25 protein-coding genes and 2 pseudogenes are annotated in these 26,257 nt (G+C 71.1%); 11 read left to right on the top strand and 16 right to left on the bottom strand.

From position 1 onward, the window contains the following. Nucleotides 1–885, top strand: a complete 885-nt coding sequence (locus E6W39_RS11860) for an SMP-30/gluconolactonase/LRE family protein (protein ID WP_141633517.1) — start codon at nt 1–3, stop codon at nt 883–885. A 229-nt stretch (nt 886–1,114) separates the two neighbouring features. On the opposite strand, the gene E6W39_RS11855 is transcribed toward E6W39_RS11860, so the two are convergent. Then, the gene (locus tag E6W39_RS11855; RefSeq protein WP_141633516.1) at nt 1,115–3,244 is read right to left on the bottom strand and encodes a family 20 glycosylhydrolase; all 2,130 of its coding nucleotides are present in this window, start codon (nt 3,242–3,244) and stop codon (nt 1,115–1,117) included. 139 nt (nt 3,245–3,383) lie between these two features. Next, entirely contained in the window at nt 3,384–3,518 is a 135-nt protein-coding gene (locus tag E6W39_RS40370; protein ID WP_220140205.1) for an AraC family transcriptional regulator, read from the bottom strand. On the opposite strand from E6W39_RS40370, the gene E6W39_RS44120 reads away from it, so the two are divergent. Further along, entirely contained in the window at nt 3,495–3,692 is a 198-nt protein-coding gene (locus E6W39_RS44120) for an EF-Tu C-terminal domain-related protein (protein ID WP_407658381.1), read from the top strand. The two genes, E6W39_RS40370 and E6W39_RS44120, sit on opposite strands and share 24 nt — an antisense overlap. An 840-nt stretch (nt 3,693–4,532) precedes the next feature. Here the strand turns inward: E6W39_RS44120 and E6W39_RS11845 are convergent. After that, a complete protein-coding gene (locus E6W39_RS11845; RefSeq protein ID WP_141633515.1) occupies nt 4,533–5,873 on the bottom strand; it encodes an NADH-quinone oxidoreductase subunit D in 1,341 nt (446 codons plus the stop codon). 361 nt (nt 5,874–6,234) lie between these two features. Here E6W39_RS11845 and E6W39_RS41430 point away from each other — a divergent pair. Beyond that, nucleotides 6,235–6,488 (top strand): annotated as a pseudogene (locus E6W39_RS41430) (ATP-binding protein); the annotation flags it as partial. 225 nt (nt 6,489–6,713) lie between these two features. On the opposite strand, the gene E6W39_RS11840 reads toward E6W39_RS41430, so the two are convergent. Further along, on the bottom strand, nt 6,714–7,130 hold the full coding sequence (locus tag E6W39_RS11840; protein WP_181799222.1) for a winged helix-turn-helix transcriptional regulator: 417 nt from the start codon (nt 7,128–7,130) through the stop codon (nt 6,714–6,716). Nucleotides 7,131–7,241: 111 nt separating this feature from the next. Here E6W39_RS11840 and E6W39_RS11835 point away from each other — a divergent pair, with 111 nt between their 5' ends. After that, a complete protein-coding gene (locus tag E6W39_RS11835; RefSeq protein ID WP_141633513.1) occupies nt 7,242–7,730 on the top strand; it encodes an SRPBCC family protein in 489 nt (162 codons plus the stop codon). 136 nt (nt 7,731–7,866) lie between these two features. Then, on the top strand, nt 7,867–8,316 hold the full coding sequence (locus E6W39_RS11830; RefSeq protein WP_141633512.1) for a hypothetical protein: 450 nt from the start codon (nt 7,867–7,869) through the stop codon (nt 8,314–8,316). 48 nt (nt 8,317–8,364) lie between these two features. Here the strand turns inward: E6W39_RS11830 and E6W39_RS11825 are convergent, their stop codons facing one another. The 5 genes and pseudogenes from E6W39_RS11825 to E6W39_RS44115 all read right to left on the bottom strand — a co-directional run. Then, nucleotides 8,365–8,667 carry an XRE family transcriptional regulator gene (locus tag E6W39_RS11825; protein ID WP_141633511.1) on the bottom strand — a complete coding sequence of 101 codons (303 nt, stop codon included), beginning with the start codon at nt 8,665–8,667 and terminating at the stop codon, nt 8,365–8,367. Further along, nucleotides 8,664–8,990, bottom strand: a complete 327-nt coding sequence (locus E6W39_RS11820; RefSeq protein WP_220140359.1) for a type II toxin-antitoxin system RelE/ParE family toxin — start codon at nt 8,988–8,990, stop codon at nt 8,664–8,666. Before E6W39_RS11820 ends, E6W39_RS11825 begins: the two co-directional genes overlap by 4 nt. A 175-nt stretch (nt 8,991–9,165) precedes the next feature. Then, entirely contained in the window at nt 9,166–9,489 is a 324-nt protein-coding gene (locus E6W39_RS11815) for a site-specific integrase (protein WP_141633510.1), read from the bottom strand. A gap of 878 nt (nt 9,490–10,367) precedes the next feature. Next, on the bottom strand, nt 10,368–10,619 hold the full coding sequence (locus tag E6W39_RS41425) for a hypothetical protein (RefSeq protein WP_228718104.1): 252 nt from the start codon (nt 10,617–10,619) through the stop codon (nt 10,368–10,370). 5 nt (nt 10,620–10,624) lie between these two features. After that, nucleotides 10,625–11,209, bottom strand: a pseudogene (locus E6W39_RS44115) (MIP/aquaporin family protein); the annotation flags it as partial. A gap of 299 nt (nt 11,210–11,508) precedes the next feature. Here E6W39_RS44115 and E6W39_RS11805 point away from each other — a divergent pair. Next, nucleotides 11,509–13,221, top strand: a complete 1,713-nt coding sequence (locus tag E6W39_RS11805) for a sensor histidine kinase (protein ID WP_228718103.1) — start codon at nt 11,509–11,511, stop codon at nt 13,219–13,221. 36 nt (nt 13,222–13,257) lie between these two features. Here the strand turns inward: E6W39_RS11805 and E6W39_RS11800 are convergent, their stop codons facing one another. The 5 genes from E6W39_RS11800 to E6W39_RS11780 all read right to left on the bottom strand — a co-directional run bounded on the left by E6W39_RS11800 (nt 13,258) and on the right by E6W39_RS11780 (nt 17,238). Further along, nucleotides 13,258–13,656, bottom strand: coding sequence for a pyridoxamine 5'-phosphate oxidase family protein (locus E6W39_RS11800; RefSeq protein WP_141633507.1), 399 nt, complete (start codon nt 13,654–13,656; stop codon nt 13,258–13,260). 91 nt (nt 13,657–13,747) lie between these two features. Next, on the bottom strand, nt 13,748–14,446 hold the full coding sequence (locus tag E6W39_RS11795; RefSeq protein WP_141633506.1) for a response regulator: 699 nt from the start codon (nt 14,444–14,446) through the stop codon (nt 13,748–13,750). 112 nt (nt 14,447–14,558) lie between these two features. Next, nucleotides 14,559–15,581 (bottom strand): Acg family FMN-binding oxidoreductase, encoded by a 1,023-nt coding sequence (locus tag E6W39_RS11790; RefSeq protein ID WP_141633505.1) that lies wholly within the window; start codon nt 15,579–15,581, stop codon nt 14,559–14,561. Between the two features lie 68 nt (nt 15,582–15,649). After that, entirely contained in the window at nt 15,650–16,300 is a 651-nt protein-coding gene (locus tag E6W39_RS11785; protein WP_141633504.1) for an Rv1733c family protein, read from the bottom strand. 53 nt (nt 16,301–16,353) lie between these two features. Next, nucleotides 16,354–17,238, bottom strand: coding sequence for a universal stress protein (locus E6W39_RS11780; protein WP_141633503.1), 885 nt, complete (start codon nt 17,236–17,238; stop codon nt 16,354–16,356). A gap of 422 nt (nt 17,239–17,660) precedes the next feature. On the opposite strand from E6W39_RS11780, the gene E6W39_RS11775 reads away from it, so the two are divergent. Genes E6W39_RS11775 through E6W39_RS11755 form a run of 5 tightly spaced genes read left to right on the top strand, consistent with a single transcriptional unit; the run spans nt 17,661 to nt 23,147 of the window. Further along, on the top strand, nt 17,661–19,067 hold the full coding sequence (locus E6W39_RS11775) for an amino acid permease (protein WP_407658611.1): 1,407 nt from the start codon (nt 17,661–17,663) through the stop codon (nt 19,065–19,067). Between the two features lie 19 nt (nt 19,068–19,086). Continuing rightward, nucleotides 19,087–20,310 (top strand): arginine deiminase, encoded by a 1,224-nt coding sequence (locus tag E6W39_RS11770; protein WP_141633501.1) that lies wholly within the window; start codon nt 19,087–19,089, stop codon nt 20,308–20,310. 25 nt (nt 20,311–20,335) lie between these two features. Next, nucleotides 20,336–21,340, top strand: a complete 1,005-nt coding sequence (gene argF / locus E6W39_RS11765; protein WP_141633500.1) for an ornithine carbamoyltransferase — start codon at nt 20,336–20,338, stop codon at nt 21,338–21,340. Between the two features lie 2 nt (nt 21,341–21,342). Then, on the top strand, nt 21,343–22,338 hold the full coding sequence (locus E6W39_RS11760; RefSeq protein ID WP_141633499.1) for a carbamate kinase: 996 nt from the start codon (nt 21,343–21,345) through the stop codon (nt 22,336–22,338). A gap of 23 nt (nt 22,339–22,361) precedes the next feature. Continuing rightward, on the top strand, nt 22,362–23,147 hold the full coding sequence (locus E6W39_RS11755; RefSeq protein ID WP_141633498.1) for a ribosome hibernation promotion factor: 786 nt from the start codon (nt 22,362–22,364) through the stop codon (nt 23,145–23,147). 391 nt (nt 23,148–23,538) lie between these two features. On the opposite strand, the gene E6W39_RS11750 is transcribed toward E6W39_RS11755, so the two are convergent. Then, nucleotides 23,539–24,414 carry a universal stress protein gene (locus tag E6W39_RS11750; RefSeq protein ID WP_141633497.1) on the bottom strand — a complete coding sequence of 292 codons (876 nt, stop codon included), beginning with the start codon at nt 24,412–24,414 and terminating at the stop codon, nt 23,539–23,541. A gap of 139 nt (nt 24,415–24,553) precedes the next feature. Further along, on the bottom strand, nt 24,554–26,143 hold the full coding sequence (locus E6W39_RS11745) for an oleate hydratase (protein ID WP_141633496.1): 1,590 nt from the start codon (nt 26,141–26,143) through the stop codon (nt 24,554–24,556). Nucleotides 26,144–26,257 lie beyond the last annotated feature (114 nt).

Here is a 26,257-nt window from a genome sequence, read left to right as displayed (position 1 = left end):
ATGACCCTCCCCAGCCAACCCCCGGACCAGGTCGAAGTCTGGGCCGGCGGCGACCACGAACTCGGCGAAGGCGCCCGATGGATCGACGGACGTCTCGTGTACGTCGACATCCTCGCCGGCCGCCTGCTCGAAGTCGCCGACCTCCCCGGGCCGCGAACTCCACGCGAAATCGCCCGCGTTGGCGTCCCCCTCGGCGCCGTCGCCCCGATCAGCGACCGCCCCGGGCACTGGATCGCCGCCGCCGGCACCGGCATCGCCCTGCTCGCCCCGGACGGCAGTCTGGACTGGCTTGCCCGCCCCGAGGACCGCTCACCCGTCCCCACCAGGATGAACGACGGCGCCTGCGACCCGCACGGCCGATTCTGGGCCGGCAGCATGCCCTACGACGGCACCACCGGCGCCGGATCCCTCTACCGCACCGACCTCGACGGCTCCGTCCACCGCGTCCTCGACGGCCTGACCATCGTCAACGGCCCCGCCTTCGACGGCACGGGAGACCTCCTCTACGTCGCGGACAGCGCAGCCGGCGTCATCCACCGCTGCACCCTCGACCCCGACGGCAATCCGACAAGCCGCGAGGAGTTCACCCGCGTAACGGCCGGCGGCGCACCCGACGGAATGACCGTGGACACCGACGGCTGCCTCTGGGTGGCGATCTGGGGACACGGCGCCGTCCACCGCTACCACCCCGACGGTACCCTCCTGAGCACCATCCACCTGCCCACGCCCCAGCCCACCTCCGTCTGCCTCACACCGTCCGGTGGCCGCCTCCTGATCACCACAGCCCGCTACGGCCTCCGCTGCCCCGCCGGCCCGGCAGGATCCGTGCTGTGCGCTCCCGTCGACGCCTCGGCCCCGCCCGCCCGTGCCTACCGGCAGCAGTAGGCACGGCCGATCCTGTCGGACTCCGGCGCCCATTTCGACGGCACGAATCGACGCGATCACCCCGGTGATCCGAAGGTGACCGCCACCGTCGAGATGCCGGGGAGCGGGTCGGCCGCGCCGACCGTGATCCGTAGCGGACTGCGGCTGGTTGCACCACAGATGCACGAACTTGGAAGAGCTTCCCCGGGCACAGGAGGAGCGGCCCGGGCTGCTGCCCAGCCCCCTGCCGTCAGTTGCCGAGCGCGTACAGCTGGCCGTTGCCTGCGGCGGCGAACGCCTGGAGTCCGCCGGTTCCCCGGTTGTCCATGCGCATGGTCCAGGTGGTTCCGCTGCGCTGCCACAGGTGGTCGTCGGTGCTCCGGGCCCAGATGCTGCCGAGGCCGTCGATGGACAGCGCCGTGCCCTGCCCGCCGGTGTCGGTCCAGGAGCCGTTCGACCAGAGCATGATCTCGCCGTTCGCGGCGGTCGTGATGGCCACGGTGTTGCCGGCGCCGGCGGCGATGGTGGTCGCGGTCTGGCCCTGGGAGTGCGCGGTCCAGGTGCCGTTGGTGTACTGCCAGGGGGTGCCGGTGGTGCTGACGGTCCAGATGTCGCCGTTCGCGCTGACCGCGATGCTCTTGCCCTGGCCGCCGGTTGCCGTCCAGGTGCCGTTCACCCGCGCCCAGATGTCGCCGCTGGCGAGGATGACGGCGACGGTGCCGTTCGCGCCGACAGCCACGTCCGTGATGCCCGTGCTCTGGCCCGGCCCGGTGACGGCGTGCCAGCGCGACCCGTCCCACTGGTGGAGCAGGCCGGTGGCGGTCACCACCCAGACGTTGCCCGATCCGTCGACGGCGAGCTTGACGCCGGCTCCGCTGCCGCCGAGCTGCGGGTCGAGGCCGCTGTAGTCGGCGCGCACCTTGTGGACGCCCCACTGGGTGGCGGTGCTCACCAGCTTCGCCAGGGCGGCGTCCGTGCCGGCAAGGCGTGCGGTAAATCCGGCGAAGTCGGTCTCGGCGGCGGGGTTCCACAACTTGGCCGCGATCGGCGGGACGGCCAGCCGCGTCGGAACCTGGCCGTTGGCGCCGTTGAATCCCCAGGAGGCGACCGAGCCGCCCATGACACGGTTGGTGGGAGCGACGCTGACGCCGTTGGAGGTGTACTTGCTGAACCCGTAGAGGCTGGACTGCGGCAGGGTGTAGGCGCCCCAGGCCGGCGCGACCAGGTACAGGGGGTTCCAGCCGGCGTTGATGACGGTGAACCCGTCGGCGATCTCCTGGTCGAACGGGTAGAAGGAGTTGACCCAGTTCTCGATGACCACGTCGTGGTTGACCTGGCTCTGGATGGAGCGGCTGAAGCCTTCCCAGACGATGGAGGTCTTGCCGCGGCCGGTGACGTAGCCGTCGAGGTCGTTGATGAACGACGCGAAGTCCGAACCCGAGGCGGTGCTCTCGTCCGCGCCGAAGTGGAAGTAGGGCGTGTGGGTGAACACGTCCAGCATCTCGCCGATGATCGTCTTCACCGCCGTCCGGGAGCCGGGCAGCGTGACGTCGATCGTGCTCCCGGTGCCGCCGAACACGGCGGGGTACTGCTGGACCATCTTCGCCGAGTGGCCGGGCACGTCGAGTTCGGGGATGAGCGACACGCCGCGCGCGGCCGCGTACTTGTCCAGGGCGGTCAACTCGCCCAGGGTGTAGGCCGGATGGCCGCTGTCATTCTGGGACGACAGCTTCGGGTAGGCGGCCGAGGGGAACATGAAGTTCTGGTCGTCGGTCAGGTGCAGGTGGAGATAGTCGATCTTGTACAGGTGGCAGAGCTCGATCTCGTTCTGCAGGTCCTGGATCGACCAGTAGCCGCGCGCGGTGTCGACCATCACCGAACGGTAGGCCGTACTCGGTGCGTCGGTGATCACCGTGCCGGGGATGGTCCGGTTCGCCTGGAGCAGCTGCAACAGGCTCGCGGAGGCGTTGGCCAGGCCGTTCTGATTGCCGGCGGAGAGCGTGACCACGCCGTCGACGGTCAGGCTGTAGGACCCGTCGTGCGAACTGCCGGCCTCGGTGACGGAGATGTCACCTGGTACGGCCGTGTCGCCGGCAGCCAGGGTCGGGGCGGTGCCGGTGAGCGCACCGACCTCCTGCGCCAGGGCCGCGGCGTAGTCATCGAGGCCCAGCCCAGTGGGATAGACGATCCGGCTCGCCGCCGTGATCGAGGCGGCGGCGCCGGTGCTGGTAACGGCCTGGGGCGCCGGGATGACGACGCCGGTAGCCGGCGCCGCTGCCGCTGCCGGCCCGGCGGGTAACACGGCCGTCGCCTGCAGCACGGTGACGAGGGTGGCCGGGGCGAGGAACGCCGCGAGGCGCCTGCTGGTGAACAGGTTCACTGCCTTCTCCGATCGGAGGTGGGGTCGGCCGTGATGCGGTAGGCCGGTGCCGCGAACCGGGCGAACGGAGGATCCGCGGCATGCGTGCGAGGCTAGGGACGGGCTCGGAGCCGCGCGTTCCCCTTCCTCCGCCGTAAATTCAGGCCGAGTTGACGGGAGCGTCGGGCGCGGTCCTGGCCCCCGTGGGCGAAACGCCCTGGTAGCGGCGGAAGATGGTGGCGAACCGCTGCGAGGACGAGAACCCCAGCGCGTGGGCCACGGCCGTGACCGACACCTGCGAGTCCTGACACAGCCCCCAGTCGGCATCGACGCCGTCAAACCCGGTGACACCGCGCGGGTGACAGCGACACTGGAGGTCGCGGTCGCCCTTGAGGAGGGGACGGAGTTCCGGCTCCGGCAGGCTGGTCGCACAGTAGGGGCCGGCGCGGTCACGCGGATCGTCGCGTAGCACGCGCTCCTCCCCCTCGTCGTGCCCGCCGGCGTCGAGCCGGGCGCGGCTCGACGCCCCTCGTAGACAAGAAAACCCCGGCCCATGTTCACCCGACGTGTCACCGCGACCCTGCTCACCGCAATCTCGAAGGCGGGCAGCAGGCCCTCGACCTTGATCCGCGCCCACCAGGTGAGGCAGCAGGGCGGCCCGCACCGGTCTTGCTGGAGCCCCCTTGGACAACAGTGAACCGTGATGCCTGAGGGGCCGTCAGATTGTAGCTACTGAGGGTTATCGGAGGGGCCTGACGGGCCTGGGGACCATTTGGGGACCGGGATCGGTAGGCATCACTGAGCGCTCCTGGGTGGAACCGGACATCAGCGAGGAAATGAGCGCCAATGGCACCTCGCGCCGAGTTGCCCCAGGATCGTTGTGACGCATGCTCGACGACTCCAACTCGCGGAGATGCAGGGCTAGTTGAGGTAGCAAAGAAACCAGGATCGTCAGCTCCAGGTCAAGGGGCCGAGCGACGCGCTCACCGTCTGCTCGTACAGCACGGCTTGGGCAGTTGGGAAGCGGGCCGGATCGTCGGTATCAACTACCGGAGGGAGACAAGGTGGCGTAACGGATGAGGCCCGTCCGGCACGACCTTCTATGGTGATCCGGCCGCCTCCTTCTGCTAAGCCGCCACTTTCGCACCTTCATGGAGCGTTGCGTCGCGCAGGCTGAGGTAGCGCGGGGCCGCAGCTGTCCGGCGCGGAGTCCACTCGGTGAAGCCGACCTGCGCGACCAGTTCCCGCCGGCTTCGCCGTCGCACCTGCTTCCAGCCCGCCCAGTGGCACGTCTGCGGTGCGACAGCTCTTACCGGTCCACGCCTCCCATGACCGGGTCGATGCTCGCCACCGCGACGATGACGTCCGCGACCTGCCCGCCCTCGCACATCGCGGCCATCGCCTGCAGGTTGGTGAAGCTCGGGTCGCGGAAGTGCACCCGGTACGGCCGCGTGCCGCCGTCGGAGACGACGTGCGCGCCCAGCTCATCCCTGGCGGACTCGACCGCCGCGTAGACCTGCCCCGGCGGGACGCGGAAGCCCTCCGTGACCAGCTTGAAGTGGTGGATCAGGGCCTCCATGGACTCGCCCATGATCTTTCGGATGTGGTCGAGCGAGTTGCCCAACCCGTCCGGGCCGATGGCCAGTTGGGCGGGCCAGGCGATCTTCTTGTCGGCCACCATGATCGGGCCGGGGGCCAGCCGGTCCAGGCACTGCTCGACGATCCGCAGCGACTGGCGTATCTCTTCCAGGCGGATCAGGAACCGGCCGTAGGAGTCCGCGGTGTCGGCCACCGCGACCTCGAACTCGTAGTTCTCGTAGCCGCAGTAGGGGTCCGACTTGCGCAGGTCGTGCGGCAGGCCGGTGGCCCGCAGGATCGGGCCGGTGGCGCCCAGCGCCAGGCAGCCGGCCAGGTCGAGGAAACCGACGTCGACCAGCCGGGCCTTGAAGGCCGGGTTGTCGGTTGCCAGCTTGTCGTACTCGTGCATCCGCGAGCGCAGCAGCTTCACGCCCTCGCGGATCAGGTCCAGCGCACCCGGGGGCAGGTCCTGGGCCAGGCCGCCCGGCCGGACGTAGCCGTGGTTCATCCGCAGGCCCGTCACCAGCTCGAAGATGTCGAGGATGACCTCGCGGTCCCGGAAGCCGTAGACCATCAGCGTGGTGGAGCCGATCTCCATCCCGCCGGCAGCCAGCCCCACCAGGTGCGAGGAGATCCGGTTGAGCTCCATCATCAGCACCCGGATCACGCTCGCCCGCTCGGGGATCTGCTCGGTGATCCCGAGCAGCTTCTCCACCGCCAGGCAGTAGACGGTCTCGTTGAACAGCGGCATCAGGTAGTCCATGCGGGTCACGAAGGTGGTGCCCTGGACCCAGTTGCGGAACTCCATGTTCTTCTCGATGCCGGTGTGCAGGTACCCGATACCGCAACGGGCCTGTCTCACCGTCTCGCCGTCGATCTCCAGGACCAGGCGCAGCACACCGTGGGTGGACGGGTGCTGCGGACCCATGTTGACGATGATCCGCTCGTCGTCCGCCCGTTTCTGTCGCTGCGCGTCGCCGATGACCTCGCCCCAGTCGCTGCCAGTGACGGTGTAGACGCGGCCCTCGGTCGTGTCCCGCGCTCCCGCCGACTCGTGCTCGATGCCGCTCATCAGCCGAATGACCTCCGTCCGGGGCGGTCGCGTCTGCTTGGCCCGCGTCGCGACGCGCGATCGGACACGACGCGCCCCAGCAGGCCAGTTCTCGCGCCGGCCGAACGAGCACGCCGCCGCGCGAGCGGCCGCCCCAGTCCAGGATCGCGCACAACCCGAGCCAGACCGCGGCGGGCGGTCTGTTGCCGGCGTTCTCGGGCACCGTTCGGGCGCGGAACGCGGGGCGCTCGGATCCTGATTCGGACGCGGTCGACTGGGCCCCGGTCGCGGTGTCATTCATCGGTACCTCTCCGTACGTGAGGGACGTTCCTTCAGGAAGCGGAGTCACCCGGTGTGGTCGGGGACATGCGTTGACTGTCGGCTGCCCCATGACCGGGTCGCCACCTGGGATCTGCCCGCCGAACCCTCCGCCGTCGCCCACGCGCGCGCCCTGGCGACCGACCGACTCACGAGCTGGAACGCGGGCGAGATCGTCTTCGTGACCGAGCTCATCGTCAGCGCACTGACGAAGGCGGCCGCGGCCTGTTCATGATCGCCCAGCTGGCCGAGGCCTGGGGCACCCGCTACACCCCCACCGGTAAGACCATCTGGACCGAGCAGGCCTTCGTTCCCTGACGTTCACCCGGTTGGGACCATCGGCGAGGCACGCGGAGGCGCGCCGGGTCGCGGGTGATAGGCCCCCCGGGCCTCGCTGGTGGTCAGGGGGAGCTGTGGTTCGCGATCCGGGTGGAGACGCTGCACCGGTCCGGGCTCAGCGTGAAGGACTTGGGCGTCTGATTCACAGGTACAGCCGGGCGGCCTTCGGGCCCAGGCAGCCGGTGCCCAGCACGCGACTCTGGTTCACCGCTCCGGGTTCTCCTGGGCCTGAGCCTGCTTCTCGTCGTAACGCCGCCGTGCGGCTGCGACCTGTGGCGAGAATTCGATGATCGTGGACAACAGCTCACCGAGTGAGTCGACGACCACCTCGCCTGTCGGGGTGAGGCTGTATTCGACGTGGGACGGGATGGAGCGCACCAGCTTCCGGTCCACGACCCCGTCGCGCTCGAGCACCTTCAACGTCTGCGACAGCCTGCGCTCGCTGACGCCGCCCACCGTGCGCTTGAGTTCGTTGTAGCGCAGCGTGCCGTCACGCAGCGCGAGCAGGATGAGTAGCGACCAGGTGTTGGCAATGGTGTCGAAGGCCTCCCGCACGTCGCCCGCACGCGCGAGTACCTCCTGGACCGACACCTGCCGTCCCGGCCGTCGTTCGTCTTCCATCGCTGCCGCACCCCTTCCGGTCCCTCGAACGAATATACACATTTTGCAAGTACTGCCATATCGCTTGTACTCTCGTTTTGAGAGCACAGGCTCGTTCAAGGAGGTTCCGACATGAGCACCGAGTACAACGACTGGACCGCAGGCGACAGCAACACCGTCACCTTCAAGGCCCCCGCCAGGTTCGTTTTCGACCTCGTCACGCAGGCCCGCTTCTGGCCCGAGTGGCACGTCGCCAGCCACGGCGTCGGCGGCGTCACCGAACGCCCCTACCGCGTCGACGATGTGATCTACGAGTACGGCATCCTCGAGGACGGCAGCGAACAGCACCTCTACTGGCGAGTCGTCCACCAGGAGTACGCCAAGTCCTCCCTCCTCATCGACGACCGCCTCGGCGCGGGCCTGCAGTACCAGCTCACCGAGGACGGCGACGGCACCACCAGCTTCACCCGCCGCACCCTCTACAGCCCCGACTCCCCGTTCACCCCCGCCCAGCGCGCCATCGTCGCCGAGGCCAGCGCCGAAAGCGTCCAGGGCCTGCACCGCCACATCACCGCCCTGCTGGAGAAGGAGCACACCAGCCTCCCCGCAGTCTCCTCATAGAACCGCGACAACCAGATCGAGAGGACATGTCCCAGGTCCCTCGCGACCAGGTGCACCTCAGTCGATCGGCGCCGGAGGTCGGGTGTTGGGCTGATCGGCCGACACCCGACCGGCGGTAGGACACACGTGGAAGGCCGTGTCGAAGGCGCTCGACACGGCCTTCCACCTGCTGTTCGCCGAGATCGGCGGCCCCGTCTGGACCCCCAGCGGAACACCCTGCCCGGGGTGCGCTCGCCAGCGTGCCCACCATCAGCAGGCCCAGACGGTCGAGCGCCAGGCGAACACCACCCGCGAGGTCTGGAGCGCCCTCGACAAGGCCGTCGAGCAGCGCGGCTGGCCCGACCGCATGTTCTTCGCCCTCTACCCGGCAGCCATGGGCAACCGCGTACGCCGGGCCACCTGCCAGGCCGATGCCGAGCTCAGCGAGCAGCAGGCCCAGCGCGACATCCCGGAACTGGTACGCGCAGGCTCGCTCACAGCCGAAGGTGAGGCCCAGGGCCGTTACTACACCGCCCGCCCGTACCTACCACAGGAGATCACGCGCGGAGCACGTGCGCCCCGACCGCTACGTGACCCATACGCGTGATCGCGGCTGTCTGCCGCCTCGTACGACAAGGAACCGGCGACGCCGGCATCAGCCGATGGTGAGGGTGCGGTCGCCGAAGTCGGCGACCATGCGCAGCTGGCCGCCGAGCGCCTCGACGTAGGCGCGGATGGTGGCCAGGGCCGCGGTGTCGAGGGCGCCGCTCTCCAGGCGGGATACGTTGGGCTGCGTGATGCCGATGATCTCGGCGACCTCGGCCTGGGTGAGGTCCTGCTCGCGGCGGATCTCTGCGAGGCGGTAGGCGCGAACCTCGGCGTCGAGCTTCTCCCGATGTGCGGCGACGCGTTGCGGGTCGGTGACGACGTTGGGTCGTACGTCCTTCCACGACTTCATGGCTTGCCCTCCTCGATGGCCTTCAGGTGCCTGCTGAAGCGTTCGTCGGCGATGGGGACGTTGATCTCGTACCACTCCCGCCACGCTCCGGCCTTGTCGCCCGCAACCAGGATGATGGCCTGGCGCTCAGGGTCGAAGGCGAACAGGATGCGGATCTCTCCGGGCCCTGTCGTCCGCGGCCGGAGCTCCTTCATGTTGTGGTGCCTGGAGCTGTGGATACGGTCCACCAGCGGCCGGCCGAGGGTAGGGCCGTCCTGCTCGAGCTTGTCGATGGCGGCCACGACCTCGTCGGCGGTCTGCGGGTGGTGCTGCGCGAGGTCCAGGAGTCACTCCTCGACCTCGCTCTCCAGTGAGACTTCCCATGCCATGGCCCCAGTATGCGCTGGAGCGAATATGCGGTGCAAGTTATTCCTAGCCCGGTGGGGCTTCCCGGACGTGGACGGCCGCGAGGCACGGCAGGGCCCGAGCAGCCAGCGTCCGTTTGCAGCAGGCAGTGCCCTATGCCGCTGCAGGCAGTTCGCCCGTATCGGAGCCGGCGATGAGGGTGGGGTTGCAGCGCTTGGCGTCGGCGTGATCCAGGGCCGAGGACAACGCCTTGACGGCTTCGTCGGCGGAGTCTTTGAGGAGGTGGCCGTAGAGGTTGATGGTGATGGCGAGGGTGGTGTGGCGCAAGGTCTTGGAGACGACGGCGATGGGGATGCCCATGGCGATCATGATGCTGGCGGCGGTGTGCCGCAGGAACGCCGCGGCCTCGTCGGGGGTCCAGCAGGTGCGTTCGGCGGCGCGGGGCTTGGGCGGGACGGATTCACCGCGGCCAGCCACTCCCGCAGGTAGCTCGCCACGGTGGTGCGCCGGTCCTCGTACACCCCGCGCAGCTCACCGTCCAGCACCGCCGCCATCTCCCGAGCCGCCTCGACACGGGTAGCGAACCCGCCACGACGACGCACACGACGCCGACCGTCCTCACGCGCGAGGTCGACGGCGTACGTCCACTTCCCGTGCTTGGTATCCGCGATCAGCCGCGGGCACCAGGGGCCCAGCTGCTTCCTGTTCTCGTCCTGACAACCGCACCGCCGGTAGACCCGGCCTCTGGTCGTACGCTGCGCCATGCGCTCCTCTTTGGAGTGGGTGGTTCTGTGTCCAAGGTTGGCGGTGAGGTGGGGTGTTCCGGCAGAGCGTGCAGGGCAGGGCGCGAGGCATAGCGGGACCGGCCAGGTAGGACACGCTCAAGGCAACACACCGCTTGGAAGGTCACGATCCGTAGCTGATGGGTAATCGACCTCGATCCGCGCCCACCGGCTGGGGCAGCAAGGTGTTCTGCGCTGGTCCTGCTGGAGCCATTTCGGATGACTGCGGACCGTGACGTCTGAACTGTCGTCAGATTGTAGCTACTGACGGTTATCGGAGGGGCCTGATGGGCCTGGGGACCATTTGGGGACCGGGATCGGTGGGCGTCGGTGAGCGCCCATGGGCGGAAGCGGACATCCACGAACGAAATGAACGCCAATGGCACCTGGTGCCGAGTTGTCTCCCTGTGGGTGCTGTGCATGCGCAATGTCTCCAACTTGCCAAGATTCGAGAGTAGTTGAGGCAGCAATGAGGCCAGGACCGTCAGATCCTGGCTGGCGACACTACTTGAAGCACTTGACTGGGGGCGAGGTGCTTGCGTTCCTCCTCGCGGCGCCAGCCCTCGCTGTGCTCTAGCGTGCTTCCTTGCCGCTAGGCGCGACCGGAATGAGAGTCCGGGAGCCGTCATCAGCGCCGCCGCGGGCGGCGAGGGCGGCGGCGGAGGATGGCGCGCCGCGCAGCAGCCAGGCCAGCGGAACGGCCAGCAGCGCGCCGAGGAGGGGGCCGACCAGGTAGGCCCAGAGGTGGCCGGGATGCCCGGAGACCAGGGCGGGGCAAGGCTCCGTGCGGGGTTCATCGAGGCTCCGCCCAGGGGGCCCGACCACAGGCCGGCCAGCGCGACGTAGCAGCCCACGGCGATGGCTGCGTTGTGTCCGATGTTCCGCGCACCCGAGGCGGTGCCGAGGATGACGGTGACGAGGCCCAGGGTGAGGACGACCTCCAGAACGAGCGCCGTGCTGTCGCCCACCCCGGCCCTTGGGACACTGACACCGAGATCGCCGGCCGTGCCGAACAGGGCCCGGAGCAGTCCGGCAGCCGCGATCGCGCCTGTGCACTGGGCCAGCAGGTAGCCGGGGACCCAGCGCCACGGGAAGTCGCGGCGGGCGGCGAAGGCCAGTGTGACGGCCGGGTTGAGGTGGGCACCCGAAGTCTCGCCGAGCGTGTACACCAGGGCCAGGACCATCGCTCCGGGGGCGACCGCGGTGGCTGCGGGTCCGACGGCGCTGTGCGAGAGGGCAGCGGCGACGCCGCTGCCCGCGGCGACCAGGACGAGGAAGAAGGTGCCCACCGCCTCGGCAGCCAGTCGCCGTGACCGGGGCAGGTGCCAGGTCGGGGCCTGGCCTCCCGGCTCTGGCCGTTTCGTCGACCGCGTTGCGTAGGCTGCCTGCCTTGCGTACTTCCGTCCGCTGGTCATCTCCGGCCCTCCCGATGCTGTGCGTTCCGCGGCTGCAAGTCACCAGGGAACCGGAGGCAGGGGCGCCGTGCCGAGGACCGGTGGTCCCTGGTGTGCGGGCCTACGGGCACTGACATCGGTGTGGGCCGCTGCCGGACGCCGGCGGTGCTCGCAGCCGCCGTACCCGATAGCCGTGGATGTGCTTCGTGACCTGCGGACTTTCGCTGGTGGCCGCGAAGGGGCGAAGCCCGGCCACTGTCACGTCCGGACGGGCGTCTGCCAGAATCGAGCGGTCGGTGGCCGGAGACGAGGAGGCTCGCGTGGGCGGGGACGAGGTGCGGTCGCGGATCCCGCAGCTGCGGTTGGACGAGCTGCTGGAGGAGTTGCAGGCGCGGATCGACGCGGCCCGGGGTACCCGCGACCGGGTGCACAGCCTGCTGGAGGCGGTGCTGTCGGTGGGCCGGGAGCTGGACCTGACGCAGGTGCTGCGGCGGATCGTGGAGGCTGCCGCGGTGCTGGTGGACGCCCGGTACGCGGCGCTGGGGGTGATCGGTCCGGACGGCGAGTCGTTGTCCCAGTTCCTGACCGTGGGTCTGGACGAGGAGGAGATCGGCCGGATCGGGCCCTACCCGACCGGCAAGGGGATCCTCGGCGAGCTGATCCACTACCCGGAGGCGCTGCGGCTGGAGGACCTGGCCGCCCACCCGGCCTCGCACGGCTGCCCGGCGCACCACCCGGTGATGCGGACCTTCCTCGGGGTGCCGGTGAGGGTGCGGGAGGAGGTGTTCGGCAACCTCTACCTGACGGACAAGAGGAACGGGGAGCAGTTCGACGCCGACGACGAGTCGGTGATCGCGACGCTGGCCGTGGCCGCAGGGGTGGCGATCGACAACGCGCGCCTCTACGAGGAGGCGCAGAGCCAGCAGCGGTGGCTGAGCGCGAGCGCGGAGATCACCCGGGGCCTGCTGTCGGGTGCCACGCGCGGCGAGGTGATGGAGCTGATCGCGCGGCGGGCACTGGAGATCACCGGTGCCGAGCTGGTCGACCTGTCAGTGCGCGACGGCGATGGCGAGGGGCTGCGGGTCGAGCTGGCCCTGGGGGGCGACCCGTCCGCGCGGTCGGGGATCCACCTGCCGCTGACCGGGACGCTGTCGGGGGAGGCGTTCAGCCTTGGTTCCCCGGTCACGACACTGGATCTGGCGGTGGACCCCCGGCTGACCGGCGGGCCGCGCCGGTTCTCCGGCCTGGGGCCGGCGGTGGCTGTGCCGCTGGGCCGGGCGGACGGGCAGAGCGAAGGGGTGCTGCTGCTGGCCAGGCGGACAGCGGAGCGGGCCTTCACCGAGCGCGAGATCGGCCCGCTCCTCGGGTTCGCCGACCAGGCCGCGCTGGCCCTGGAGCTGGCGGACCGGCGCCGGGACGCTGAGCAACTGGCGATGCTGGAGGACCGCGACCGAATCGCCCGTGACCTGCATGACCTGGCCATCCAGCGGTTGTTCGCGACCGGGATGACGTTGCAGAGCGCGGCCCGGTTCATCGAGCACCCTGGAGCTTCGGACCGGGTGCTGCGGGCGGTCGGTGATCTGGACGAGACGATCAAGATCATCCGTTCGACGATCTTCGGTCTGAGGGCGCGCGAGGATTCGGTGGCTCAGGGGCTGCGTTCGCGGGTGGTGCGGGTAGTCGAGGAGGCGCAGGCGGCGCTGGGCTTCGCACCGAGGCTGAGCATGGAGGGTCTGCTCGACACGGATGTTCCGGGCCAGGTGGCTGATCACGTGGTGGCGGTGCTGGGCGAGGCGCTGAGCAATACGGCCCGGCACGCGAAGGCCGGCCGGGTGGAGGTGGTGTTGCGGGCGACTGGAGCCGAGGTGGTGCTGACCGTGCAGGACAACGGCGTCGGCATCCCGGAGCAGGGGCGGCGCAGTGGGCTGCGCAACCTGGCGGACCGTGCCGAGAGCCTGGGCGGGGCGCTGGAAGTGTCGAGTCCGCCCGAGGGCGGGGCCCGGCTCGTCTGGGTGGTGCCGTTGGAGGGCTGACCGCTGCCCCGGGATCGCGGCCGCGCGTTCTCGGTGTCAGCCGTGCGCGGCGAGGGCGGCGGGCAGGAGGTGGCCGGTTACCCACTCGGGGTGGATCCGGATAGTCACCTGGCCAGCGGGCAGTGCAGCCGGGGCCCGAGTGGCAGCACCTTGCCCGGTGGTCTCGGCCGTGCCGAGGATGGTGACGCTCCAGCCGCTGCCGTCGGCTGTGTCGATCTCGTCGGCTTGGAAGGCGACGAGTGCCCCCGCGACCGCGCGGAGGAACTCGGAGCCGGCGGTGGCCTGCAGCACCACGCTGCCGTCATCGTCGAGGCGGTAGCGGGTCGGCAGGACAGCGGGCAGAGCGCCGACGGTGTAGACGACGCGCCCGACCGGTGCCCCGGCCAGCAGGTGCAGACAGTGTCGCTCATCGAGCGGCGCGGTGTCAGGTGTCATGGCATCGATGGTCGTCCGGTGCCGACGGAGGCGGGAGAGGCCGTTGGTCCCCCGGCCGGTGGCCGGGCGGTCCGACCGCCGGTGGCAGTTGTCAGTGGACGCGCCGGCCGGACGCCTGGTCATGGGCGGCCAAGGCCTGGGTGGCGATGACGGCGGCCTGGACCCGGCGTTCCACGCCGAGCTTGGCAAGCAGACGGGAGATGTGGTTCTTGACGGTCTTCTCGGCGAGGTAGAGGCGCTGGCCGATCTGGCGGTTGGTCAAGCCTTCGCCGATCAGGGCGAGGATCTCCCGCTCGCGGTCGGTGAGCTGGGGGAGGTCGGAGGCGGGCGGGGCGGTGTCGCCGCGCAGGCGGGCCATCAGGCGGGTGGTGGCGCCGGGGTCGAGCATGGATTGCCCGGCAGCGACCGTGCGCACCGCGGAGACGAGGTCGGTGCCGCTGATCTGCTTGAGGACGTAGCCGGCGGCGCCAGCCATGATGGAGTCGAGCAGGGCCTCCTCGTCGTCGAAGGAGGTGAGGATCAGGCAGGCGAGTTCCGGCATGCGGGAGCGCAGCTCGCGGCAGACGGTCACGCCGTCGCCGTCCGGCAGCCGCATGTCGAGGATCGCCACGTCGGGGCGCAGCGCGGGGACGCGGGCGAGTGCCTGCTCGACCGTTGCGGCCTCGCCGACCACGGTCAGGTCGGGTTCCGCGTCCAGTAGGTCGTGCACGCCGCGGCGGACCACCTCGTGGTCGTCGAGCAGGAACACCTTCACCGGGCCACTCGCCCGGTCCGCCGTGCTGTCTGCCATCACTTCTCCGTACCTGCTGGACCCGCCGCCGGAACGGGACGAGTGGGATCGTCGGGCAGTCTGCCTGCCGCTGCGGCGCGCGCGATAGGGCCGGACGGCCCTATTCTCCCGCTCACGGGCGAGCGGAGCCGACCAACGGGGACGCCGCGAGGGCCTGGCCGTCCGCCTCCGGCAGCTCGGCACGGAGTCGGGGGGTGGGACAGCCGGCCGGTCCGTACCCGATACGCAGCAGCATCTGCGGGGCGCAGCGGCCGTGTTCCGGGTCAGCCATCTGCGCACGCAGGTCCGGCCATTCCAGGGCCTGGTGCAGCATCGAGGCGCGCAGGCCGTGCAGGGTGAGCAGGAGCAGGACGTGCTGGAGCGCCTGGCCGGCGCGCAGCCAGTCGGCCCGGCGGTCGTGCCGGGTAGTGAGCATGAGCAACTGGGGGTCGGCCTCGAACGCGGCGCGCTCCCGGGCCAGTCCATCGGTGGGGCCGGCGAAGGTGCGCAACGGCACCACGCCGGTGGAATCCTGGGGGCCGAGCGCGTAGGCGGGGATGCCGACGTGGCTGCCGGGGGCGGCGAGGGCGGCCAGGTTCTCGGCATGCCGGCCGGGGTGGCGGAGGTTTCGGCGCTCGGCACGTGCAGTGAGGTCGAGCAGGGTACGGCGCTCGCAGGGGCCCTGCCGGTGCAGGTCGGCGCCGTCGAGCCGGGCGGCTTCGGCCAGTTCAGCGAGGACCGCGGCGGGTACCGGCTCGGCGGAGAACGGCAGGCGGCTGCTTCGTCGGCGCCAGATGGCCTGGTAGAGGTCGGGACGGCGCAGCAAGGCCGCACGGGGTGACCCGGCGAGACGCACGGTGGCCAGCAGGCCGGGCTGATCGGGCCGGGGCAGCAGGCGCACGACGGGTTCCCAGCCGAGGTGGACAGCGGCGGCCTGGAGGTTGGTGAGCGCGGCGCCGACCGAGATGTGCACGCCTCGGGTCTCCGGATCGGTGAGCATCGGGGCGCGCTGCGGTAACGCGTGCACGAAAACGGTGCGCGTGGTGCGGTCGAGACGGAACCGCCACGGCTGGCAGTTGTGCAGGGAGGGCGCGGCGCCTGCCGCGGCGATGAGTACCTGGCCGAGCTCGTTGTCGAGGGTCACGGGCGTCACCATGGAGCTGTCCTTCCTGCGGGGGCGTGGGCCGGGGCGGAACGTGAGGGTCGGTCGGAGGGAGGCCGGATTCAGCTGGGCCGGGGGCCGTCGGTGCCGCGCCGGCGGGAGGCCCGTCCGGTCCACACGGGTTCCAGCTCCGACCAGGCGCGCTGCCAGGCAGCGTCGGCACGCTGGTCCAGCGATCGCAGACGCAGGCCCAGGCCACTAGCGATGAGGACGAACAGGACGCCCACGGCGAGCAGGCCAACGATGACAGCATCGGAGACCAGGTCGGCGGTGCTGGCCGGGGCGGCGCTCAGGCTCCCGCTGTCGGCGACCCAGACGCCGACGGTGGAGCCCGCCCCCGCCTGTCGGCTGACGCCCACGGTGCCGGTCTGCTGTTGCCCCGCGGGGTACGTCCAGGTGGCGGTGGCTTGGTATCGGGAGGCCGCGGTGTCGGTTCTGTTGGTCGTGGTGCCGGTCGAGGTGAGCAGGACGGCGTCCAGGTGGTGCAGGCGGGTTGCCGCCGCAGCGACGCGGTACTCGGCCGAGTCGAAGTCGGTCCACGCGGCGCCAGCACCGAGCACGAGGGCCAGAGCGGTGGCCACGGCGGCGAGGAGCCCGGCTCGGCTGCGGGCCCGGTCCTCCGGCCGGGCCAGCTCGTTGCGTTCGGCGCCGAGCGCCCGGCGCAGGCCGCGGCGCCACGGGCGGATGGGACGGGGGCGGGGTGTGCGGGTCATGATCGGACTGCCCTTCGGTGATGGATGAGCGGCTGGGAGCGGATGGGGCGGACTCAGATGTGCGGGATCACCGCGACCGGGGCGGCGGCGTGGTGGAGCACGGCGTGGGCGACGGGACCGAGCCGCATGCCTAGGGGGTGGTGGCGGTCGTGGCGGCCGACGACGACCAGGTCGGCGCCTTCACCGGCGGCGACGACGGCGCTGGCCGCGCTGCCGTGCCGGACCTCGACGACGAGCGGGACATCCGGATGAGCCGCGCGCCCCGCGGCGAGCGATTCGGTGAGCAGGCGCTTCACGGCGGCCTCCCGCGCGGCGATCTCAGAGCGTGGCGGCACCCAGCCGGTGGCGGCCCACAGCGGCACCGGATCCCAGCCGTGGACGGCCCGAAGGCGCGCACCACGCCGGGCGGCCTCGGCGAACGCGAAGTCGACCACGGCGGAGCCGGGTTGACGGGTGTCGACCCCGACGACGACCTCGCCCCGGGACACCGTGCCGTTGTGAGGCGAGGCGGGCCGGTCGGCCCGGACCAGGACCGCCGGGATGTTGACGCGAGCCGCCACCGCCAATGCGACCGAGCCGGTCAGCAGGCCGGCGAAGCCGCCGAGGCCGCGTGAGCCGAGCACGAGTAGTTCCTGGCCTTCGGCCGCCTTGACCAGCGCGTCGACCGGGTCGTCTCCGATCACGGTGGTCTCGATGACGAGTCCGGGGTAGTCCTGGCGGATGCGCTCGGCGCACTGGGACAGCGCCCGCAGCGCGGCCGGGCGCAGGTCGCCGGGCCGGAAGTCGCCGGTGTCCTCGGCGTCCTGGGGGCTGAGCCAGGGCCAGGCGTGCAGCAGCCGTAGCGCAGCACCGCGGCGTTGGGCTTCCCCGGCGGCCCAGGAGGCCGCGCTCTCGCTGTTCGGGGATCCGTCGATCCCGGTCAGGACATGGTGGGTCATCAGTGCTCTCCTCCAGGGGCGCCGGCTGGTCCGCGGTCGGGGCCTCTGCTCGGTCCTTCGCTGGGAGAACTCTGTCGGTGGCGATCCGGCCGGGCCCAGGGACCGAGGGGGCCTAGGGGTGGGCCAGTGGTCCCTGGTCGCGCCGGACCCCCGGACAGCTGGGACCGCCGGGACCAGTGGGGCGTGGGGAGGGGACCGGTGGCGCCGTGATCAGGGCCCGATGGTCCCTGGGGTGACCGCTGGTCGCGACCGCAGGATCGTCACCGTGAGCGACGGACGCACCGGTGTCCGTCTCCCCGGAGCGCATCGCAGAGGAGCACCAGATGTCCGCACACGGTCGCGGAAGACCACAGCAGGGCAAGGCGGCTGACGGAACCAGAGGAGCGGGCAGCGGCTTCGGGCTGCCCGCCGCGACCGCGCTGGTGGTCGGCAGCATCATCGGTACCGGGGTGTTCGCGCTGCCGTCCGCGCTCGCGCCCTACGGGCCGATCGCGCTGGTGGCGTTCGTGCTGGTGACGATCGGCGCGCTGGCACTGGCGATGGTCTTCGGGCGGTTGTCGCAGCGGGTGCCGGGCAGTGGCGGACCGTACGTCTACGCCCGGGAGGCGTTCGGCGAGTTCGCCGGGTTCCTGACCGCCTGGTCGTACTGGATCACCGCCTGGGCCGGGAACGCGGCCATCGCGGTCGCCTGGGTCGGCTACGTCGAGGTGTTCGTCAACAAGGGCCATCACACCTGGGGTTCGATCGGGATCGCACTGGCGGGCCTGTGGCTTCCGGCGATCGTCAATCTGACCGGGGTGCGCAACATCGGCGCCTTCCAGGTGGTGACCACGGTGCTGAAGTTCCTTCCGCTGGCGTTCATGGCCACTGCCGGCCTGCTCTTCGTCAAGGCAGGGAGCTTCGGCGCCTTCAACGCGAGCGGCGGCTCGGCGCTGGGCGCCGTGTCGGCGGCCGGGGCGATCGCGCTGTTCAGCTACATCGGGCTGGAGACCGCCTCGGTGGCGGCCGGCCGGGTGCGGGAGCCGAAGCGGAACGTGCCGCGGGCCACCGTGTACGGCACGCTGGCCTGCGCCGCGATCTACCTGCTCGGCACCCTGGCCGTCTTCGGCACCGTCCCGCACGCCCAACTCGGCTCCTCCACCGCGCCGTTCACCGACGCCATGAACAACATTGCGGGCGGCCACTGGGCCGGCAACCTGGTCGCCGCCGCGGCGATCATCTCCGGCCTCGGCGCACTGAACGGCTGGACCCTCATCTGTGCCGAGATGCCGCTGGCCGCCGCCCGCGACGGGCTCTTCCCCGCCGCCTTCACCGGCACCCGGGGCCGGAGCGAGGTACCGGCCTTCGGCATCGTCTCGGCCACCGTCCTGGCCTCGGTGCTGACCGTGGTCAGCTACACCCGGTTCACCAAGGTCTTCACCGAGATCGTGCTGCTCAGCGTGCTCACCGCCGTCATCCCCTACCTGGTCTCGGCCGCCGCGCAGCTGTACTGGCTGGTGGTGCGCGGCCGTCAGGAGCTGGAGCGGCGGCGCTTCGCCCGCTACGTCATCGTCGCGCTGCTCGCCCTGGTCTTCTCGTACTGGTCGATCCAGGGCAGCGGCTACCAGACCGTCTACTACGGCCTGTTCACCATCCTGCTCGGCATCCCCGTCTACATCTGGCTGAAGCGCCCCAACGTCGCGGCCCGGACCGCAGCCACGACCGGACCCGCCGAGGTCGAACCCGCAGTCCCCACCGCGGCGCACCTGCCGAAGGCGGCCCGCACCGCCCACCCGGTGGGCCTGCCGACCATCCTGCTCCGCGCCCTGACCGCGCGTCACCAGCACTGAACTCCCGAGGAGCACTCCCATGTCCACCCTGCGTGTCGAATCCGAGGCGGGCCGCCTGCGCCAGGTGATCCTGCACCGCCCGGGCCTGGAACTGTCCCGGCTGACCCCGCGCAACGTCGACGACCTGCTCTTCGACGACATCCTGTGGGCCAAGCGGGCCCGTGAGGAGCACGACGCCTTCGCCCAGGTGCTGCGCGACCACGGCGTGCGCGTCCACCACTACGCCGACCTGCTCGCCCAGACGCTCGACCTCGCACCTGCCAGGGCCTGGCTGCTCGGCCAGGTCGTCACCCCGGCCACCGTCGGCTCCGCCCTGGTGGAGCCGGTCCGCGAGCTGTGCCTGCAACTTGACGGCCAGAGCCTGGCCGAGTACCTGATCGGTGGCGTCCTCAAGACCGACCTGCCGCTGCGCAACCCGCACAGCCTGGCCTGGCACACGCTCGGCGAGCAGGACTTCGCGCTGCCGCCCCTGCCCAACCACCTCTTCCCCCGCGACAACTCCTGCTGGATCGGCGGGCGGTACAGCCTCAACCCGATGGCCAGGCCCGCCCGCCGCCGGGAGACCTTGCACACCGCCGCGATCTACCGCTTCCACCCGCTGTTCACCGAGACGGCGCCCCCGCTGCTCGACGGCACCACCACGGCTCCCGGTCTGAGCCTGGAGGGCGGCGACGTCCACGTCCTGGCACCGGGCGTGGCCATGGTCGGGATGGGCGAGCGCACCACCGCCCAGGCCGTCGAAGCCCTTGCCCAGCAGCTGTTCCTGACCAACACCGCGCACCGGCTGATCGCGGTGCGGCTTCCGGAGAGCCGCGCGTTCATGCACCTGGACACGGTCATGACGATGATCGACCGCGACACCTTCGCCGTCTATCCGGGCCTGGCCGACCGGCTGCGGTCCTGGACCCTCACCCCCTCCTCCGAGCTCCCCTCCGGCTTCGACGTCACCGCCGACAGCGACCTCGCCGCCTCCCTCGCCGAGGCGCTCGGTCTGGACAAGGTCCGCCTCCTGTCCGCAGAGCAGGATGTGCGCGCCGCCGAGCGCGAGCAGTGGGACGACGGCAGTAACTTCCTCGCCCTCTCACCCGGCGTGGTGGTCGGCTACGAGCGCAACACCACCACCAACACCTACCTGCGCAAGCAGGGCATCGAGATCGTCACCATCGCCGGCTCCGAGCTGGGCCGCGGCCGCGGAGGCCCGCGCTGCATGAGCTGCCCCATTCAGCGCGACCCCGCCAACTAGCAATCCCCCCAGGAGGAACCCCGCCATGACCGCCAACCTGCACGGCCGCCACTACCTGCGCGAGCTCGACTTCACCACTGCCGAGATCCACCACCTGCTCGACCTCGCCGCCGACCTCAAGGCCGCCAGCGCGGCCGGTACCGAGCGTCGGCGCCTCACGGGCCGGCGCCTCGCGCTGATCTTCGAGAAGAACTCCACCCGTACCCGCTGCGCCTTCGAAGTCGCCGCCGCCGACCAGGGCGCCACCACCACCTACCTCGGCCCCGACAGTTCCCACATCGGCCACAAGGAGTCGGTGGCCGACACCGCCCGGGTGCTGGGGCGGATGTACGACGGCATCGAGTACCGCGGCTTCGCGCAGGACACCGTCACCGAGCTTGCGGCGCACGCCGGCGTGCCGGTCTACAACGGCCTGACCGACGAGTGCCACCCGACCCAGAGCCTGTGCGACGTGTTCACCATGCGCGAGCACAGCCGCAAGCCGCTGGAGCAGATCTCCTTCTGCTACCTGGGCGACGCCCGCAACAACACCGCCAACTCCCTGATGGTGATGGGCAGCCTGCTCGGCATGGACGTGCGGATCGCCGCCCCGCGCGAGCTGTGGCCCGACCCGCTGCTGGTCTCCGAATGCCTACTGCTCGGACAGGACAGCGGCGCCCGTTTCACCCTCACCGACCAGGTCGAGGACGCCGTGCGCGGTGCCGACTACCTGTACACCGACGTCTGGGTCTCGATGGGCGAGGACCACGACCGGTGGAAGGAGCGCATCGACCTGCTGCTCCCGTACCAGATCAACGCCGAGATCATGGCCGCCACCGGCAACCCGGACACCGCCCTCCTGCACTGCCTGCCGGCCCTGCACGACCGGCGCACCGACCTCGGAGCCGAACTCGCCGCCGAACACGGCCTGGAGGGCCTGGAGGTCACCGACGAGGTCTTCGAGTCGCCCGCCTCCCTGGTCTTCACCCAGGCGCAGAACCGCATGCACACCATCAAGGCGATCCTCGTCGCCACCCTCGGGAGGGACTGATCATGCGCATCGTCGCCGCCCTCGGCGGAAACGCCCTGCTCCAGCGGGGCGAACACCCCGACGCCGCCGTCCAGCAGCACCACATCCATGACGCCGCCCGCTCACTGGCCGAACTCGTCCTCGCCGGACACGAACTCGTGATCACCCACGGCAACGGGCCGCAGATCGGCCTGCTCGCCGTCGAGAGCGAGAGCGACCCGGTCCTGACCGTCCCCTACCCGCTGGACGTCCTCGGCGCGCAGACCCAGGGCATGATCGGCACCCTGCTCGCCCGCGAACTCACCGGCCGCCTGCCCGGCCGCGCCGTCAACGCCCTGGTCACCCACACCGAGGTCGACCCCCACGATCCCGCCTTCAAGCACCCCGACAAGTTCATCGGCGGCCAACTCACCGACCATCAGGCCAAGATGATGGAGCTCGACCGCGGCTGGACCTGTGCCCGCGACGGCGACCACCTGCGCCGCACGGTCCCCTTGCCCTTGCCGAAGGCGATCACGGAGGTGCCCGCCATCCGCGCCCTGCTGGCGACCGGAGCCGTCGTGATCGCCGCCGGCGGCGGCGGCATCCCGGTCGTCCACAACCCGGACACCGGCCAGGTGCGGGGTGTGGAGGCCGTGGTCGACAAGGACCGCACCGCCGCCCTGCTCGCCGAACAGCTTGACGCCGACGCCCTGTTGATCCTCACCGACGTCACCCACGTGTTCACCCGCTTCGGCGCGGCCCACCCCGGCCCGCTCACCACTGTCACCCCCGGCCGGCTGCACGAGCTGGACCTGCCCGCGGGCTCGATGCGCCCCAAGGTCGAGGCCGCCGCCGAGTTCGCCGAACGGACGGGCAACCTCGCCGCCATCGGCCCGCTGGACGACGCCCTCGGCGCGCTCCTCGGCACCACCGGCACGACCATCCGCGCACTGCCCGCACCGGGTCACCGGGGACCTGCGGCCCTGCCGGCGGGACCTTCGGCCCACGGCCAGGCCGCACCGCACGCGGCAGTCTGAACCCACCAGGAAAGGGAACTGTGATGAACCGTCTGCAGACCGCGCCGGCCACCGATGTCCTGGTCGAGACCCGCGGTGAGGTCACCCTGGCCGCCCCCGACTACGCCCGGACGAAGATCCTCGCCGTGCTGGGGCGCCTCGACGAGCCGGTCGTCGCCGCCCGGGTCAAGCTCACCCAGGAGCCCAACCACGCGATGGCCAAGCCCTCGCTCGCCCAAGCCGTCGTGGACCTGAACGGCAGGCCGGTGCGGGCCCACGTGGCCGCCGCCACCATGCAGGAGGCCGTCGACCTGCTCCAGGACCGCCTGAACGCCCGGATAGCCCGCGTCCGCGGCCACCGGGAGCACCACCGCCACCACGCGACCGCACCGGTCGGCCTGCCGGACGGCGCCCGGCACGAGCACCGCCCGCAGCGCCACGCCCGCAGTGGGCAGGAGCGGCGGATCGTGCGGCACAAGTCCTACAGCCTGGCGCGGCAGACGCCCTGGGAGGCGGTGTTCGAACTGGAAGCCATGGACTACGACTTCCACCTCTTCACCGACGCGGCGAGCGGCGTCGACAGCGTGGTCCACCGCGACCCGTCCGATGACGGGTACCGACTGGCCACCGCCGCCCCGCAGGCCGAACCGGTGCCCGGGCTGCCGGTGAGCACGCTCGCCGTGCCGCGGCTCGCCGTGGCCGACGCGGTCGCGTGCCTGGACCTGAGCGGCCTGCCGTTCGTGTTCTTCACCGACGCCGCCACCGACCGGGGCAACGTGCTGTACCACCGCTACGACGGCCACTACGGCGTCATCACTCCCGTGCTGTAGGGGGCGCGGGTCAGGCCCGGCGGCCGTGGGGGTCCGGCCGGGCACGAAGTGCGGAGCCGGGGACGGTGTGGGGCCGTCCCCGGCTTTCGCGTTCCCGCTGCGCGACCTGGTCGGCGCAGTCGCCCGGTGGTCCGGCCTCGTCGGTCGGCGCGCTGCTTTCGCGTGCGTCGGCGGTGCAGCTCCGCTCTCCCTGAGGAGCAACGCCGCTGCGGCCTCGGCTGGGGCAGGCCCGTGTCCGTCGGGGGTCGGCGCGGATCGCGAGGGGGCGGATCACCGTCGGTTGCCGGGGCCGGGGAACGCCGTCAGAAGACCGGTGCAGGCCGGGACATGCGAAGAGGGTGGTGGACGTCCGGGCTTGCCGGAGTCCACCACCCTCGATGTGGTGGGCGGGTCAGTCGTGCGGGACGACGGCGACCGGTGCCTGCGCGTGATGGAGTACGGCGTGGGCGACCGGACCGAGTCGCATGCCGGCGTGGTGGTGCGGGCGGCGCCGGCGGCCCACCACGAGGAGGTCCGCGTCGGCACAGGCGTCGACCAGGGCCGCCGCACCGCTGCCGATCCGGCAATCCTGGACCACCGCGACCTCGGGATACTTCTCCTGCCAGCCAATCATCGCCAGCGTGAGGAGTTCGTCCTCGATCGCCCGGAACTGCTCGGCCTCGGGCTGCGGGGGCACCCAGCCGGCGTAGCCCCACACCGGCGGCGGCGTCCAGCCGTGCACGGCCCGTAGCGCCGCGCCGCGCCGGGCGGCCTGACGGAAGGCGAAGTCGAGGACGTCCGCGGTGGGCTCGCGGGTATCGACGCCGACGACCACCTCGGGTCCGTCGGGCCGGGCGGTGTGCTCAGCCTCACCGGAGCGGACCAGCACGGTGGGGACCTCGCTGCGGGCGGCGACGGCCAGACCGATGGAGCCGACCATGAGTCCGCCGAAGCCGCCGAGCCCGCGGGAGCCGAGGACCAGCATACGAGCGTCGCCGGCCGCGTCGACCAGCACGTCGACCGGTTCGCCGCCCCCGATCAGCTCGGCGCGGATCTCCAGGCTCGGATGGGTGATCCGGATCGCCTGCTGGGCGTCGGAGAGCATGCGCGTGGTCAGGGCGCGGACGTCAGCCGGCTGGCCGGGGTCGGTGTGGAGGTCGTCGAGCCAGGTCTGGGCGTGGACCAGGCGCAGCGCAAGGTCGTGGCGGGCGGCCTCGGCGGCCGCCCAGCGGGCCGCGGCGATGCTCTGTGCCGAGCCGTCGATCGCGGCGAGCAGGTAGTCGGTCATGGGTGAATCCTCTTTGCACTGGAGTATGCGGGATGCGTGATCGTGTCGGGTCAGTCTTCGTGGGCGCGGGCTGTGGGACCAGGGCCGGCCGGTGCCCCGGGCACGGCCCGATGGTCCTGTACCGGCGGCCTGGCTGCGTTCACGCGAAGGCGGTCCGCAGGGCCCGCAGGGCCGTGGCGGGTTCGGCCAGCGCGTGGTGGACCGGCGGGATGGGCAGTTTGAGGCCGAGCAGCTGGTAGACGGCGTGCATGGCGCCGCGTACGGAGTACTCGACGGTGAAGACGACGTCCTCGGGGATCTCGACGTACTGGCCGAGGAAGGCGAAGTTGCGGGCGCCGTGCGGGATCACGCGCGGGCGGTCGTGCACCGTGCGCGGCGCGAACTGGCTGGTGATGTAGGGCATCATCACGGTGGTGACGGTCGTGGTGGCGCGGACCTCGTCGGCGATGTCCTCGAAGCCGAGCTGGCCGAGGAGTTCGGTGAGGATCTCCTGCCCGGCGGACTCGGCCATGGCCTTGCCGGTGTACTCGCCGGGGGTGCCGGTGAACAGGCCGTAGCCCCACAGGGTGAACACGTCGTCCGGCTGGCCGTCGAAGTGCGGCGGGCGGGGGACGACGATCGACAGCAGCCAGGGCGAGTCCTTGAAGGTCATCAGGGCGCCCGTGCCCGCGGCGTTGCCGCTGAACTCCTCGATCCGCCTCAGCAGCGCCGGGCTGCGCATGGTGAGGGTGAAGGACTCCCAGGCGGCCTCGGGGATGCTGCCATTGAAGACGGCGGGCCGGCCGAAGTCCGGCGCCTTGCGCGCGAGGGTCTCCCAGAGCGTCCAGCTGCCGTCGCGCTTGTCGCGGACCAGCCCGGGCGCGGTGCGGTCATCGCCGTAGGAGGCATCGGCGGTCATCGAGCCGAGCGTGATGAACGCGAGGTCGAGGTCGGCGAGTTCGACCTCCTCGCGGCAGCCCTCGCGGTCGAGGTGCAGGCGCCTTGCGCGGCGGATGCCGTCGTGCTCGGTGAAGTCGACATCGGTGACGGTGACGCCGTGCTCGAAACGCACCCCGTGCTCAAGCAGCCACGCGGTGAGCGGCCGCACGATCGAGTCGTACTGGTTGAGACGGGTGCGGCGCACCCCGGCCAGGGTGTGGATGCGCGGGAACTCCTGGAGGAACCGCAGCAGGTAGCGCTTGAGCTCGATCGCGCTGTGCCAGTTCTGGAACGCGAATGTGGTCCGCCACATCGCCCAGAAGTTCGTGGTGAAGAAATGCTCGGAGAAGAACTCGTCGATCCGGCGCGCGCCGATGACCGATTCGGGCAGCACCAGCAGACGGGTCAGCTCGATGCGGTCGTGCGCGTCGAGGCCGAGGCGGGCGGCGTCGACGATCCGGTGGTCGCGGTCGATCAGCCGGGCTTTGGCGTCGGTCGGCCATGCCCGGTTGAAGTCGGTGATCTCCTGGCGGACAGAGACCTTCGGGTCGTCCAGGGTGGGGATCGTGTCCAGCAGGTTCCACAGGCAGGTGTACGCCTCGTCCTCCAGCATCCGCCCGCCGCGCGTCACGTATGCCTGCTCCGGTGAGCCTCCGCCGTCGAGGGCGCCGCCCGGGAGCGGGAGCTGCTCCAGGATGTGGATGTTCTCGCCGGGTACGTCGCCGTCGCGGATCAGGAAGGCCGCGGCGGCCAGGGCGGCGATCCCGCCGCCGACCAGGTAGGCCTTCGTCTGACGCCCACTGTCGATCATGTCGCGTTCCGTTCGCTCGCTGAGGCCGCCCCTGCCACGGTCGGCAGGGGGTGCCGCCAGCCTCCGCTGGCGCCGCCGCGGGCGCGCGGGCCGACAGGCCCCGCGCTTCAGGGC

This window comes from Kitasatospora acidiphila (assembly GCF_006636205.1).
GTDB lineage: Bacteria > Actinomycetota > Actinomycetes > Streptomycetales > Streptomycetaceae > Kitasatospora > Kitasatospora acidiphila.
The sequence above is the reverse complement of the archived record's forward strand: the minus strand, read 5'-3'. Positions and strand labels throughout refer to the sequence as shown.

Bases quoted from the DNA above. Each gene is read 5' to 3' on its own strand.
- E6W39_RS11780 (WP_141633503.1), bottom strand. From the start codon at position 17,238: ATGACCCACCATGTCCTGACCGGGATCGACGGATCCCCGAACAGCGAG.
- E6W39_RS11860 (WP_141633517.1), top strand. From the start codon at position 1: ATGACCCTCCCCAGCCAACCCCCGGACCAGGTCGAAGTCTGGGCCGGC.
- E6W39_RS11755 (WP_141633498.1), top strand. From the start codon at position 22,362: ATGAACCGTCTGCAGACCGCGCCGGCCACCGATGTCCTGGTCGAGACC.
- E6W39_RS11770 (WP_141633501.1), top strand. From the start codon at position 19,087: ATGTCCACCCTGCGTGTCGAATCCGAGGCGGGCCGCCTGCGCCAGGTG.
- E6W39_RS11750 (WP_141633497.1), bottom strand. From the start codon at position 24,414: ATGACCGACTACCTGCTCGCCGCGATCGACGGCTCGGCACAGAGCATC.
- E6W39_RS11825 (WP_141633511.1), bottom strand. From the start codon at position 8,667: ATGAAGTCGTGGAAGGACGTACGACCCAACGTCGTCACCGACCCGCAA.
- E6W39_RS11845 (WP_141633515.1), bottom strand. From the start codon at position 5,873: ATGAGCGGCATCGAGCACGAGTCGGCGGGAGCGCGGGACACGACCGAG.
- E6W39_RS11785 (WP_141633504.1), bottom strand. From the start codon at position 16,300: ATGACCCGCACACCCCGCCCCCGTCCCATCCGCCCGTGGCGCCGCGGC.
- argF (WP_141633500.1), top strand. From the start codon at position 20,336: ATGACCGCCAACCTGCACGGCCGCCACTACCTGCGCGAGCTCGACTTC.
- E6W39_RS11800 (WP_141633507.1), bottom strand. From the start codon at position 13,656: ATGACACCTGACACCGCGCCGCTCGATGAGCGACACTGTCTGCACCTG.
- E6W39_RS11745 (WP_141633496.1), bottom strand. From the start codon at position 26,143: ATGATCGACAGTGGGCGTCAGACGAAGGCCTACCTGGTCGGCGGCGGG.
- E6W39_RS11795 (WP_141633506.1), bottom strand. From the start codon at position 14,446: ATGGCAGACAGCACGGCGGACCGGGCGAGTGGCCCGGTGAAGGTGTTC.
- E6W39_RS11760 (WP_141633499.1), top strand. From the start codon at position 21,343: ATGCGCATCGTCGCCGCCCTCGGCGGAAACGCCCTGCTCCAGCGGGGC.
- E6W39_RS11840 (WP_181799222.1), bottom strand. From the start codon at position 7,130: ATGGAAGACGAACGACGGCCGGGACGGCAGGTGTCGGTCCAGGAGGTA.
- E6W39_RS11835 (WP_141633513.1), top strand. From the start codon at position 7,242: ATGAGCACCGAGTACAACGACTGGACCGCAGGCGACAGCAACACCGTC.
- E6W39_RS11790 (WP_141633505.1), bottom strand. From the start codon at position 15,581: ATGGTGACGCCCGTGACCCTCGACAACGAGCTCGGCCAGGTACTCATC.